Source organism: Streptomyces sp. NBC_01723 (assembly GCF_036246005.1).
Classification (GTDB): Bacteria; Actinomycetota; Actinomycetes; order Streptomycetales; family Streptomycetaceae; genus Streptomyces.
Map to the genome: position 1 here is coordinate 3,169,130 of NZ_CP109171.1, position 13,531 is coordinate 3,182,660.

Consider the following 13,531-nt stretch of genomic DNA (forward strand, 5'->3'; position numbering starts at 1 on the left):
AGAGGCCCCTCCATACCCTTCCGTTCAAGGACCTCACTCGTGGCAGGACGTTTCGCTCCCCGGCCCCCGCGTGCCGCTGTGCGTGGCGGGATACCCCGGCAGGGGGTCGCGCCGGGCCGGGTACGGGTGTGGGTGCCGGAGGGGCCGCTGGAGCTGGGGCTGGTGCTCGGGCCGCTGCGGCGCGGGCCGGGCGATCCGACGTTCCGGACGACACCGGACGGGGCCGTGTGGCGAACCAGCCGCACACCCGCCGGGCCGGGCACGCTGCGGGTCACCGCGCGCGGTGACGAGGTGCGGGGCGAGAGCTGGGGGCCCGGGGCCGAGTGGCTGCTGGATCAGCTGCCGCGGATGCTGGGCGCCGAGGACGACCCGTCCGCGTTCGTGCCGAGGCACCGGCTGCTGGCGCTGACGCGGCATCGGCGGCCGGGGCTGCGGCTGACGCGGACCGGGCTGGTGCTGGAGTCGTTGATCCCCTCGGTCCTGGAGCAGAAGGTCACGACGCTGGAGGCGTACCAGGCGTGGCGGCTGCTGGTACGGAAGTTCGGGGAGCCGGCGCCGGGGCCCGCGCCCGGGCGGATGTGTGTCATGCCGTCGGCGCGGACCTGGGCGCTGATCCCGTCCTGGGAGTGGCACCTGGCCGGGGTGGACAACAAGCGGGCCTCGACGATCCTGCGGGCCGTGCGGGTCGCCGCGCGGCTGGAGGAGGCGGCCGGGATGGAGCCGGCGGCGGCGCAGGCGCGGCTGGAGGTCGTACCGGGGATCGGGCCGTGGACGTCGGCGGAGACCGTGCAGCGCAGTCATGGGGCGCCGGACGCGGTGACGGTGGGCGATCTGCATCTGCCGGGGATCGTGGGGTTCGCGCTGGGCGGGGACCGGTACGCGGACGACGCGGAGATGCTGCGGCTGCTGGAGCCGTATGCCGGGCAGCGGCATCGGGCGGCCCGGCTGGTGCTGCTGAGTGGGCGGGTGCCGGGGCGGCGGGCGCCGCGGATGGCTCCGCGGGGTATCGAGCGGATCTGACGAGGGCGGGTTCATGGGCGCCCGGCGTGGGTGCGGGCCGGGGGGTGGGTGCCGCGGACCGGCGATGGCCGGGTGCCGCTGCGCCCACCCGTGCCGCCCCAGCGGCACGACTGCCCGCAGCTGAGGGGGGAAGCAGCCAGATGCCGCCGCGGACATCACCCAGGGCTACGCGTCCGAGGAGAAGCGTAGAGATGCCGGTGGGATCTGGGCGTCGCACCAGATGCGGGCTCCGGAGCGGAGTTCGTTGTCGGCGCCGATGATCGCGCCGTCGCCGATGACCGTGTCGCTGAGGACCGAGCGGGTGCCGACGCGGGCTCGGGTGCCGATGAGGGAGTCGGTGATGACGGCGCCGGGCTCGATGACGGCGCCGGGCAGGATGGTGCTGCCGAAGACGCGCGCGCCCTCCGCCACGAAGGCGCCCTCGCCGATCACCGTCCCGCCGGCCAGCTTCGCGTCGGGCGCGACCTGGGCCGTGGGCAGGACCAGGCGGTCGCCGCAGCGCCCCGGTATCGCCGGGGACGGGGCGCGGCCGAGGACCAGGTCGGCCGAGCCGCGCACGAAGGCCGCCGGGGTGCCGAGGTCCAGCCAGTACGTGGAGTCGACCATGCCCTGGAGGTGCGCCCCGGTGGCCAGGAGTTCCGGGAAGGTCTCGCGTTCGACCGAGACGGGCCGCCCCGCCGGGATCGTGTCGATGACCGAGCGGCGGAAGACGTACGCCCCCGCGTTGATCTGGTCGGTGACGATCTCCTCCGGGGTCTGGGGCTTCTCCAGGAAGGCGAGCACCCGGCCCGTGTCGTCGGTGGGGACCAGCCCGTACGCCCTCGGGTCGGTGACCTTCGTCAGGTGCAGGGAGACGTCCGCGCCCGTCGTCTCGTGGGTGCGGACCAGCGCGCCGATGTCCAGACCCGTCAGGATGTCGCCGTTGAAGATCAGGACCGGCTCGTCCGGCCCCGAGTGCAGCCGGGACGCCACGTTGCGGATCGCGCCGCCGGTGCCGAGCGGCTCCTCCTCGGTGACGTACTCGAGGTGCAGCCCCAGCGCCGAGCCGTCGCCGAAGTACGGTTCGAAGACCTCGGCCAGGTAGCTCGTCGCGAGCACGATGTGGTCGACGCCCGCCGCCTTCGCCCGCGCCAGCTGGTGCGTGAGGAACGGCACCCCGGCCGCCCGGACCATGGGCTTCGGGGTGTTCACCGTGAGCGGACGCAGCCGCGTGCCCTTGCCGCCGACCAGGAGGATCGCTTCTGTCACCGTCGTCTCTGCTTCCTGCCGGGACCGGCCGAACTGTGTTTCGGCCGGCCAGTGTATGCAGACCGTTCCTCGGCGCCCTCGACGGCCGTGCGGTGTTCCGCCCTCAGCGGCCCTGGTACCGCGCCGCCTTCGAGCGGCTCGTGTCGAGCTTGCCGTAGAGCAGCCTGCCGGGGCAGTTCGTCGCGAAGCCGTCGCGGTGACCTGAGATGACGTTCAGTCGTACGTTCTTACCTTTTCGGTAGAGATTGCCACCACCGGACTTCAGGTATGTCTTCCCGTCCGGATTCATGCCGTAGATGCCGAGCTTCCACGCGGTGAGCCGCGCGATCGCCTTCACGGCGGCCGCGGACGGCTTCCTGTCGCTGTACGTGCCGAGAACGGCGATGCCCATGCTGTTGGAGTTGAACCCCAGGGTGTGGGCGCCGAGCACCGCCTTGGACACTCCCCCGGCGCGGCCCTCGTAGATGTTTCCGCACTTGTCGACGAGGAAGTTGTAGCCGAGGTCACGCCAGCCCGTGCTGTGGACGTGGTAGCGGTAGATACTGCGAATGACCGACGGCGCCTGTGCGCAGCGGTAGTTGTTGCCGGTGGCCGAGTGGTGCACGAAGGCCGCCTTGACCTTCTTCGTGTACACGAATCCCTTCTCCCTCAGCCCCTCGTCCGCGCCCCAGCCGTGGCGCGTGGTGATGCTCGGGCGGGCGCCGACGTACGGCTTGGCCTGCTGCCCGGTGCCGAGTTCGGCCTCGGTCCTGGCCTGGCTGAGGGCCGGGATCTCGGTGGCGCCGAGCGGGGCGAGGCCGGCGTTGACGGCGGAGGCGGCGAGCGCTTCGGCGGACGCGTCGGACGCCGCCGTGGTGCGGGGCTCGCCCTCCGGTCCGTCCTCCGGTCCGGGTGCCGCCGGGGGCGGGGCGCCCTTGCCGGGGTCGACGAGTTCGAGACGCATGCCGGTGGGGAGCGTCGACGCGGTGGCCGCCGGGACGGCTCGGGCGGCGGCCTCGGGCGCGGTGTCCGCCCGCACCCGCACCTCCACCCCGTCGGACTCGCCCACCCACAGGGGCGCGGTGGCGCCGCGGACCCGGTCGGCAGTGCTCTCGGTGGTGCCGGGGTCGGCGGCGTGGTCGGCGTTGTGGGTCTCCAACTCCTGCCAGCCGGACCAGGCGCCGGTGGCGGCCGCGCGCGTACGGACCTCGACGCGGCCGTGCAGTTCGGTGCCCGGGTCGTCCCAGACGACGCCGACGAGCGAGAAGTGCCGTACGTCCCGGCGGGGCAGGCCCTGTGCGGCGACGCCGGGGGCGCGGTCGCGGGCGAGGGGGGTGAGGGGCAGCGACTGGGTGCCGCCGGGGGCGTATGCCTCGGCCTGCGCCGCTCTCGGGGTCGTGGGCGGGGGCGCGGAGGTGGCCGCCGCCGCGGGTGGGGCGAGCGGGACGGCCAGGGCCGCCGCGGTCGTGACACCGATCGAGGAAGCAAGGAATCCACGCATGCCCCTGATACTGGACATAGTCATACAAATATGTCCATTTGAGATCTGACGGCCCGTAGGGTGCCTTCGTCCGAACCGGTGGTGGTGCGGTACGCCGTCCGCTCGGTGCGGGTGTTGGGGGCCGCGTACGCTTGCGCGGGTGAACGCGACCGATCGCACCCCTGCCGACCTGCTGAGTTCCGCGCTCGCCGCGGACCCGGGACGCCCCCTGGTGACCTTCTACGACGACGCCACCGGCGAACGCGTCGAACTGTCCGTCGCCACCTTCGCCAATTGGGTGGCCAAGACCGCGAACCTGCTCCAGGACGAACTCTCCGTCGAACCCGGCGACCGGGTCGCCCTGCTGCTGCCCGCGCACTGGCAGACGGCGGTGTGGCTGCTGGCGTGCGCGTCGGTGGGTGTCGTCGCCGACGTGGCGGGTGACCCGGCGTCGGCCGACGTGGTCGTCAGCGGGCCGGAGCCCGAGTCGCTGGACGCCGCGCGGGCGTGCTCGGGCGCGCGGATCGCGCTGGCGCTGCGGCCGCTCGGGGGGCGGTTCGCGCCGCGCGCGCCGGAGGGCTTCGCCGACTACGCGGTGGAGGTGCCGGGGCAGGGGGACCGGTTCGTGCCGTACGCGCCGGTGGATCCGGAGGCGCCCGCGCTGATCGTGGCCGGGCGGGAGTTCAGCGGGGCCGAGGTCGTGGAGCGGGCGCGGGCGGAGGCGTCCGGGCTGGGGCTCACCGGACCGGGGGCGCGGATTCTGTCGGGGCTGCCGTACGACACGTGGGAGGGGTTGAGCGCGGGGTTGTACGGGCCTTTGGCGAGTGGGGGGTCGGTGGTGTTGTGTCGGCATCTGGAGCGGGCGGGGGACGGGGTGCTGGATCAGCGGATCGAGGCGGAGAGGGTTTCGGCGACGGCTCGGTGACGTGAGGTGTTTACGGGGCCCGGTGTCGGCGGGCTCTTGGCACTGACCCGGCGTTGACCGGGCGCCCGGTGTCGGAGCTGGGCGGGGGTGGGTGACGCGGGCCGGCGCCGGCCGGGTGCCGCTGCGCCCACCCGTCCCGCCCCAGCGGCACGACTGCCCGCAGCTGGGGCGGGAGCGACTGCCCGCAGCTATGCGGGTGGGCTGACCCGTTCGGCTCACCAGCGGTCCGCGTCCCCGCGGCGCGCGCTGCATGGTCGTAGGAGCGCATGGGTGCGGGACGGAGGGAGACGTGAGCGATGACGCCGGCAAGGGGGCGGGGGCGTCCGCGTCCGGGGACGGGCTGAGGCGGCGGCGTCGGAGGCGGCGGCTGGCCCGGGCGGGGATCGCGGTCGGCGTGCTTGCCGTCGGTGCCGTGGGCGTCGGGTGGGCGGTGTACGCGAAGCTGAACGGGAACATCACGTCGGACGAGGCGGCGGCCGCCGAACTCGCCCGGTACGAGAAGGAGCGCCCCACCGCCCTGGTGCGCGGCGCGCAGAACGTGCTGCTGATCGGGTCGGACTCGCGCTCCGGCGACGGCAACGCGCGCTACGGCCGGGACTCCGGGACCGAGCGGTCGGACACCACGATCCTGCTGCACCTGGCGGCGGGCCGGGACAGCGCCACCGCCGTCTCCCTCCCCCGCGACCTGATGGTGAACGTGCCCGGCTGCCACGGCCCGGACGGGGCACGCACCGCGCCGGTGTTCACACAGTTCAACTACGCCTTCGCGGCCGGCGGTTCGGCGTGTTCGATCCGGACCGTGGAGAAGCTGACCGGCATCCGGATCGATCACCACGTGGTCGTCGACTTCCAGGGTTTCAAGAAGATGGTCGACGCCCTCGACGGCGTCGAGGTGTGCCTGCGCAAGCCGGTCGACGACGAGGACGCCAAGCTGAGACTGCCCGCGGGCCGGGTGACGCTCGACGGTGAGGAGGCCCTCGGATACGTCCGCGCCCGCAAGTCGCTCGGGGACGGCAGCGACACCGACCGGATGGACCGGCAGCAGCGCTTTCTCGGGGCGCTCGTGAACAAGGTGCAGAGCAATGGCGTACTGCTGAATCCGGTGAAGCTGTACCCGGTTCTCGACGCGGCCACGTCGTCACTGACCACGGACCCGAATCTGGCGAGTCTGCGCGGCCTGTACGACCTCGTGCGCGGACTGCGCGACATTCCCACCGAGCGCGTGCAGTTCCTGACCGTCCCCCGGGAGTCCTACACGGGCGACGCCAATCGGGACCAGCTCGTGCAGCCCGACGCCGAGCAGCTCTTCACCCGGCTGCGGACGGACGACCCGGTGACGATCGCGGCGCCGGCCCCCGGCGAGCCCGGTGACGCCGATTCTCCGGCGCCGACGTTCAGCGGGAACACCGCCGACGAAGACGTCTGCGAGTAAAGCGCGTTCAAAGTCGCGGCAAGACGGGTGCAAGGCACGCATGAAAGTACGGACAATTGTCCAAGAAATGCGCTGGATTGCCCAGTTGTAAGTTTCGTGGCATGCGTCACTGCCATCGCCCCGAGCCGAACCGGGCGGTTAGTGTGAGCGATCCGGTGTGCCCGGCCCCGAGGCTCAGCCCGAGGCCGCGCACCGAGTGAGCGAGACCGGGCGCCCGGAGGGGAGGGCGCCGCGTGGCCCTGACGGAGGATTCGGACAACCGTGGACGCGCAAGGCCGTGGACGGGCGGGCGACATCGACCCCGCAGACCAGTGGGTACTCAATCCGGACACCGGCGAATACGAACTGCGACTGCCCCCTTCCGCAGCGCAGTCACCGGTACCGGGCCCCCGGGGCGCCGCGCCCGCCCCGGCACCGGACCGTCAGGTCCCCCCGCAGCGCAGACGTCGTTCGGCTCCTGAGGAACCGCCGCCGGGGCGGGCCGGGCGCCGGCGGCCGGCGAAGAAGAAGTCGAGGGGCAAGCGCGTCCTGCTGTGGACGGGCGGCACCATGGCGTTCGTCGTCCTCGCCGGCGGCACCGCCGGGTACCTCTACCTCCAGCACCTGAACGGCAACATCCAGTCCGTCTCCGACGACGGCGCGAGCACCGGTGGCTTCCAGAAGGACAAGGCCATCAACATCCTGCTGATCGGCACCGACAAGCGCACCGGCAGCGGCAACGAGGGCTACGGCGACACCGGGAGCGCCGGCCACGCCGACACCACGATCCTGCTGCACGTGTCCAAGGACCGCTCCAACGCCACCGCGCTCAGCATCCCCCGCGACCTGATAGTCGACGTCCCCGACTGCCCCACCACGCAGGAGGACGGGACGCAGAAGGTCATCCCCGGCTCCAGCGGCGTCCGCTTCAACACCAGCCTCGGCCAGGACGGCCGAACCCCGAGCTGCACCATGCGGACCGTCACCGAGCTGACCGGGGTGACGCCGGACAACTTCATGGTGGCCGACTTCAACGCGGTCAAGACGCTGACCTCGGCCGTCGGCGGCGTCGACGTGTGCCTGGCGAAGGACATCGACGACCCGGACTCGCACCTGAAGCTTCCGGCCGGCGAGCACACCGTGGAGGGCGAGCAGGCACTGGCCTTCGTCCGCACCCGGCACTCCGTGGGCTTCGGCGGCGACCTGAGCCGTATCGAGATCCAGCAGCAGTTCCTCAGCGCGCTGATGCGCAAGCTGAAGTCCAACGACACGCTGACCAGCCCGTCGAAGATGCTGAAGCTGGCCGAGGCGGGGACCGAGGCGCTGACCGTCGACTCCAAGCTGGACAGCATCGGCAAGCTGAAGGACCTCGGCCTGGAGCTGGGCAAGCTCAACACCAAGAACCTGACCTTCACCACGGTGCCGGTGATCGACAACCCGGCCGAGAAGGTCAAGGCGACGGTCGTGCTGAAGGAGGGGCCCGCCCAGCAGGTCTTCGACATGATGCAGAACGACGTCTCCTTCACCGAGGTCAAGAAGAAGGAGTCGGAGAAGGAGAAGAAGGAGGCGGCCGCGGTCGCCGCCCGGCTCAAGGGCGAGCAGTCCGAGCCCTCCGAGGTCCGCGTCCGCGTCATGAACGGCGGCGCCCCCGCCGGCAGCGCCCAGCAGGAACTCTCCTACCTCCAGACGGACGCCGGCGTCACCAAGTCCGAGAACGCCGGCAACGCCCCCGCGGAAGTCGCCAAGACCACCCTGGAGTACGCCCCCGACCAGGCCGACCAGGCCCGCGCCCTCGCCGAGATCCTCGGCCTGTCCGGCGCCGCCATGAAACCCGGCGAGAGCGTCACCAACTCCCAGGGCCTGCCCACCATGACCCTCACCCTCGGCAAGGACTTCAAGGGCGCCGGAGTCAAACTCGACGCCACCTCCGCGAAGGCCCCGGAGGACCTCCAGAAGTCCACCGCGGACAAGGTCGAGTGCGCGAAGTGACCTGACGGCCTCCAAACCCGTCTGACAGTACGACAGTCCATCGGTACGCCGGGGGACGGCCGGGACGGCAGCGGCCCCGCGGGGCGCCCGCAATCCGTCGGGGCCGCCGTACAGCCAACGAGGGGCTCCGTACGTCCAACTGTGCGAACAGGTCGCGCGCAGGGGCACGTTCGTGGGCCCGAGGGTGGGAGAGGGACATGACGCAGGGCAGTGTGCACGGGGAGGGAACGCGACCGGGCGCGATCCGGCAGGCTCACGGCGGGGACACCGGCGCCGAGGACGGGGGCGGCACCGGCACGGCGGGACCGCCGGGCCGGAGGGACGGGAACCGCCGCCGGTCCGGGCGGCGGCGCCCCGGACGCCGGCGCCGGGCGCTGCGCTGGTCGGCGACGGTCCTCGCGGTGCTGATACTCGGCACGGCGGGCGCCGGATACCTCTACTACCAGCACCTGAACGGCAACATCGAGAAGGGCGCGCGGAGCAACGGCGACTCCAAGGCGCACCGCACCGAGCCGAACGCGGCCGGCCAGACTCCCCTGAACATCCTGCTGATCGGTTCCGACAGCCGCGCCTCCGAGGCCAACGTGGCGCTGGGCGGCGGCAAGAACCACCGCGACAACCCGCCGCTGGCCGACGTGCAGATGCTGATCCACCTGGCCGCGGACCGCAAGAGCGCGGCGGTGGTGAGCATCCCCCGTGACACCCGCGTGGACATCCCCGCGTGCGAGAACGCGGAGACCGGGGAGAAGTTCCCCGCGACCAACGCCATCATCAACGAGACGCTGGCCCGCGGCGGCGCCGGCTGCACCCTGGCCGCCTGGGAGAACCTCACCGGGGTCTACATCGACCACTGGATGACGATCGACTTCGCGGGCGTGGTCTCGATGGCGGACGCCGTCGGCGGCGTCGAGGTCTGTGTGAACCAGAACGTGTGGGACCGGCCGCTGCCCGGCGTACCCGGCGGCTCGGGCCTGAAGATGGAGGCCGGCCGCACCAAGGTGCAGGGCGAGGAGGCGCTCCAGTGGCTGCGCACCCGGCACGCCTGGGGCAGCGACCCGCTGCGGGCCCGCGCCCAGCACATGTACATGAACTCGATGATCCGCACGCTGAAGCAGCAGAACGTCTTCACCGACACCGGCCGGCTGATGAACCTGGCCGAGGCCGCCACCAAGTCCCTGACCGTCTCCGAGGAGATCGGCACGGTCAAGAAGCTGTACGACCTGGGCATGCAGCTCAAGACGGTGCCCACGGACCGCATCACCATGACGACGATCCCCACCGTGGCGGACGACCAGGACGCCAACCACCTGCTGCCGGCCGCCGGGGCGGACCAGATGTGGGCGATGCTCCGCGACGACGTGTCCTTCGACGACAAGGGCGGCAAGGACGGCAAGGGCGGCGGGAGCGGCAAGGACGCGAAGGACCCGAAGGACGCCGAGGGCGCCACCGGGAAGCCCTCCGACGAGCCCGCCGCCGACTCCGACATCGGCGTCCTGGTCCAGAACGCCACCCGCTCCGACTCGCTCGGCCCGGTCAGCGGACGGGCGGGCGCCGTCGCCGGGACGCTGGTGCAGAAGGGCTTCTCCAGGGCGGCGGCCGACACCTCCGCCGCCCTCTCCGAGGAGCGGACGCTGGTCCGATACCCGAGCGACGAGTTGGCCGGCGACGCACAACGCGTCGCCGATGCGCTGGGCATCCCGGCGAGCGCGGTGCGCAAGTCCACCGACGTGTCCGGGATCACGCTCGCCGTGGGAGCTGACTGGCGCTCGGGCACGTCCTATCCGAAGCAGAAGACGCCCGAGGCGGGAGACCTGCCGGACGACAGCGACGCCCTCAACGGCTCGGACACCGGCAAGTGCATGGACGTCTACAAGCCCTACCGATGGTAGGAGTTCACGAAAATAGGAGGGATTGCCCTGTTGTAGGGGAGTCGAATGTGACACCGGAGTCGTTCGACGCTGAACTGGACGGATAGTGTGAGCGCTCCAGTGCCCCTGCCGCGAGGCCGGCCCTGGCGTCGTGCACTAGTTGACCCTTCATCGTGCGCCTTCCTGAGAAGGCGCCGCGTGGCCCCCGACGGAGGATTGGGAGACCGTGGACGCGCAAGGACGTGGGCGGGCAGACGATGTCGATCCCGCAGACCAGTGGGTACTGAATCCACGCACCGGCGAATACGAACTGCGACTGTCCCCTTCCGCACCGCAGTCGTCCGTTCCGGGCCCCCGCCGGGGCGCACCCCGCTCCGGCGACGCCGGCGGGAACACGGCGGGCACGGCCCGTCGCCGTACGGCCGCGCCCGGCCGCGAGGTCCCGCCGCAGCGACGGCGCAGGCCCGCGACCGAGGAGCCGGTACCGGGGCGGCGCGGACGCCGGCCGGAGAAGAAGTCGAAGGGCAAGCGCGCCCTGCTCTGGGTCGGGGGCAGCACGGCCTTCGTCGTCCTCGTGGCCGGGGTCGGCGGCTACGTCTACCTCAAGCACCTCGAGGGCAACGTCTCGACGACGGACGTCGGCAGCGCCGGAAGCAGCAGCTTCAAGAAGGACGAGGCCTTCAACATCCTCATCATCGGCACCGACAAGCGCACCGGTGAGGGCAACGAGGGCTACGGCGACAAGGGCAGCGTCGGGCACGCGGACACGAACATACTGCTGCACGTCTCCGAGGACCGCTCCAACGCCACCGCCCTCAGCATCCCGCGCGACCTGATCGTCGACGTCCCCGACTGCGAGACCGTGCAGGAGGACGGCACGAAGAAGATCATCCCCGGCACCTCGAACGTCCGCTTCAACACCAGCCTCGGCGAGAGCGGCCGGGACGCGGGCTGCACCATGCGCACGGTGAAGGAGGCGACCGGGATCCAGCCGCACCACTTCATGATGGCCGACTTCAACGCGGTCAAGACGCTGACCACCGCGGTCGGCGGCGTCGACGTGTGCGTGGAGAAGGCCGTGGACGACCCCAAGTCCCATCTCAAGCTGCCCGCGGGCGAGTCGAAGGTGGAGGGCGAGCAGGCGCTGGCCTTCGTCCGCACCCGACACGCCTTCGGCAACGAGGGCGACCTGGACCGCATCAAGGTGCAGCAGCAGTTCCTGGGCTCGCTCATGCGGAAGATGTCCTCCAGCGACACCCTCACCAGCCCCACCAAGCTGGTGAAGCTCGCCGAGGCCGCCACCAATGCCCTGACCGTGGACAAGGCCATCGGCAACGTGGGCACGCTCAAGGACCTGGCCCTGGAGCTGAAGAAGGTGCCTCCGAAGAACATCACCTTCACCACGGTGCCGGTGATCGACAACCCCGCCGAGAAGGTCAAGGCGACGGTGGTGGTGAACGAGACCACGGGCCCCCAGGTCTTCGACATGATCAGGAACGACATCTCCTTCACCGAGGTCAAGCAGAAGGAGAAGAAGGAGGCGGCCGCGGTCGCCGCCCGGCTCAAGGGCGAGCAGTCCGAGCCCTCCGAGGTCCGCGTCCGCGTCATGAACGGCGGCGCCCCCGCCGGCAGCGCCCAGCAGGAACTCTCCTACCTCCAGACGGACGCCGGCGTCACCAAGTCCGAGAACGCCGGCAACGCCCCCGCGGAAGTCGCCAAGACCACCCTGGAGTACGCCCCCGACCAGGCCGACCAGGCCCGCGCCCTCGCCGAGATCCTCGGCCTGTCCGGCGCCGCCATGAAACCCGGCGAGAGCGTCACCAACTCCCAGGGCCTGCCCACCATGACCCTCACCCTCGGCAAGGACTTCAAGGGCGCCGGAGTGAAGCTCGACGCCAAGTCCATCGAGACGCCGGACCTGGACAAGTCCACGGCCGACCAGAAGCAGTGCGCCAGTTGACCTGACGGGCCTGTCGTACGTCTCACATGGCGGCGACGGGTCCGCGCGGTGGCGCGGGGGTGGGGAGGGACGCGCAAGTGACGCGGAGCGGTGTGCAGGAGGAGGACAGACGGGAGACCGTCCCGGACGTCCAGGAGAGTGACGGGACCGGCGGACGCCGTCCGCGGCGTGCCCGCCGGGCGCTGCGCTGGAGCGCGGTGGTGCTCGCCGTGGTCCTGGCCGGCACGGCCGGTGCCGGTTACCTCTACTACGAGCACCTCAACGGCAACCTCAAGAAGGACCCCCTGAACCTGGGGGACGGCAAGGTGGCCGCGCCGACGCCGAACGCGGCCGGGCAGACCCCGCTGAACATCCTCGTGATCGGCTCGGACGCCCGGGACAGCGAGGAGAACCAGCAACTGGGCGGCGCCCGCGAGACGTTCGGCTCCACGCCGCTGGCGGACGTGCAGATGCTGGTGCACCTGTCCGCCGACCGCAGCAACATGTCGGTGGTGAGCATGCCGCGCGACACCCTGGTCGAGATACCCAAGTGCACCGACCCGGACGACGGGAAGGTGTACCCGGCGAGCGGCGGCCGGATGATGACCAACCAGAGCCTCGGGCACGGCGGCCCCGGCTGCACGGTGGCCACCTGGCAGGAGCTGACCGGCATCCACATCGACCACTTCGTGATGGTGGACTTCGCGGGCGTGGTCTCGATGGCGGACGCCGTCGGCGGCGTCCCGGTGTGTGTGGACGCCGACATCCACTCACGCGACAGCGAGGGTCACGGCTCGGGGCTGAAGCTGGAGAAGGGCACGCACCCGGTCAAGGGCGAGCAGGCCCTGCAGTGGCTGCGCACCCGCTACGGGTTCGAGGACGGCAGCGACCTGGCACGGGCGAAGGCCCAGCACATGTACCTCAACTCGATGGTCCGGACGCTGCGCGAGAACGCGACCCTCGACAACCCGAACAAGCTGCGCAGGCTGGCCGAGGAGGCCACCTCGGCGCTCACCGTCGACCCGGGCCTGGACACCGTCAAGAAGCTGTACGACCTCAGCGACGAGCTGCGCCGGGTGAAGCCGGAGCGCATCACCATGACCACGATGCCCAACCGGTACGTGGGCGCGCGCGTGGAGCCGACCGAGGACGCCGAACAGCTCTTCCGGCTGGTGCGCGAGGACATCGCGCTGGACGGCAAGGACGCGAAGAAGAAGCCCGAGGCGGAGCCGGAGGAGCCGGACGACCCCGCCGCCTCCGACGGCGAGATCGCGGTCCAGGTCCGCAACGGCACCCGCACGGACCGCCTCGGCGCGGCCGGCGGACGCGCGAACACGGTCGCCGGTCTGCTGGTGGAGCGGGGCTTCACCAGGGCCGTCGCGGACCCCTCGGTACTGCCGAGCGAGGACCGCACGCTCGTCCGCTATCCGAGCGCCGACCTGGAGGGCGACGCCCGGCGCGTGGCCAAGGCCCTTGGGATACCGGCGAGTTCGGTGCAGCGGTCGACCGACGTCTCGGGGGTCACCCTCGTCGTGGGCGCCGACTGGCGCGAGGGCAAGGCGTACCGGGAGCCCGAGTCCGACGACCGCACCCCGGAGTCGGCCGAGGCCCTCAACGGCGCCGACAAGAACGCCTGCATGAAGGTGGACCCGGCGTTCAGCCCCTGACGGAC

9 protein-coding genes are annotated in these 13,531 nt (G+C 71.6%); 7 read left to right on the plus strand and 2 right to left on the minus strand.

Annotation, left to right across the window (positions count from 1 at the left end; all coding sequences use genetic code 11):
- The first annotated feature begins 39 nt into the window (after positions 1-39).
- On the plus strand, positions 40-1,020 hold the full coding sequence (locus tag OIE75_RS14650) for a DNA-3-methyladenine glycosylase family protein (protein ID WP_329471148.1): 981 nt from the start codon (positions 40-42) through the stop codon (positions 1,018-1,020).
- 165 nt (positions 1,021-1,185) lie between these two features.
- On the opposite strand, the gene OIE75_RS14655 is transcribed toward OIE75_RS14650, so the two are convergent.
- Together OIE75_RS14655 and OIE75_RS14660 are read right to left on the minus strand one after the other, a co-directional pair.
- Positions 1,186-2,268 carry a nucleotidyltransferase family protein gene (locus tag OIE75_RS14655; protein ID WP_307012673.1) on the minus strand — a complete coding sequence of 361 codons (1,083 nt, stop codon included), beginning with the start codon at positions 2,266-2,268 and terminating at the stop codon, positions 1,186-1,188.
- A 103-nt stretch (positions 2,269-2,371) separates the two neighbouring features.
- Entirely contained in the window at positions 2,372-3,748 is a 1,377-nt protein-coding gene (locus tag OIE75_RS14660) for a peptidoglycan recognition protein family protein (RefSeq protein WP_329471149.1), read from the minus strand.
- A 139-nt stretch (positions 3,749-3,887) separates the two neighbouring features.
- Here OIE75_RS14660 and OIE75_RS14665 point away from each other — a divergent pair, with 139 nt between their 5' ends.
- The 6 genes from OIE75_RS14665 (at position 3,888) to OIE75_RS14690 (ending at position 13,526) form a co-directional block, all read left to right on the plus strand.
- Complete coding sequence (locus OIE75_RS14665; protein ID WP_329471150.1) at positions 3,888-4,652, plus strand: TIGR03089 family protein; 765 nt, start codon at positions 3,888-3,890, stop codon at positions 4,650-4,652.
- Positions 4,653-4,902: 250 nt separating this feature from the next.
- Positions 4,903-6,084: an LCP family protein gene (locus OIE75_RS14670; RefSeq protein ID WP_443078358.1), complete on the plus strand. Its 1,182-nt coding sequence runs from the start codon at positions 4,903-4,905 to the stop codon at positions 6,082-6,084.
- Between the two features lie 261 nt (positions 6,085-6,345).
- Complete coding sequence (locus OIE75_RS14675; protein WP_329471152.1) at positions 6,346-8,052, plus strand: LCP family protein; 1,707 nt, start codon at positions 6,346-6,348, stop codon at positions 8,050-8,052.
- Between the two features lie 197 nt (positions 8,053-8,249).
- Positions 8,250-9,941 carry an LCP family protein gene (locus OIE75_RS14680; RefSeq protein ID WP_329471153.1) on the plus strand — a complete coding sequence of 564 codons (1,692 nt, stop codon included), beginning with the start codon at positions 8,250-8,252 and terminating at the stop codon, positions 9,939-9,941.
- 205 nt (positions 9,942-10,146) lie between these two features.
- Positions 10,147-11,880: an LCP family protein gene (locus OIE75_RS14685; RefSeq protein WP_329471154.1), complete on the plus strand. Its 1,734-nt coding sequence runs from the start codon at positions 10,147-10,149 to the stop codon at positions 11,878-11,880.
- 77 nt (positions 11,881-11,957) lie between these two features.
- On the plus strand, positions 11,958-13,526 hold the full coding sequence (locus OIE75_RS14690) for an LCP family protein (RefSeq protein WP_329471155.1): 1,569 nt from the start codon (positions 11,958-11,960) through the stop codon (positions 13,524-13,526).
- Positions 13,527-13,531: the final 5 nt, after the last annotated feature.

Excerpts from the sequence above, each read along its gene's own strand:
- OIE75_RS14660 (WP_329471149.1), bottom strand. The coding sequence starts at position 3,748 with ATGCGTGGATTCCTTGCTTCCTCGATCGGTGTCACGACCGCGGCGGCC.
- OIE75_RS14670 (WP_443078358.1), top strand. The coding sequence starts at position 4,903 with ATGGTCGTAGGAGCGCATGGGTGCGGGACGGAGGGAGACGTGAGCGAT.
- OIE75_RS14680 (WP_329471153.1), top strand. The coding sequence starts at position 8,250 with ATGACGCAGGGCAGTGTGCACGGGGAGGGAACGCGACCGGGCGCGATC.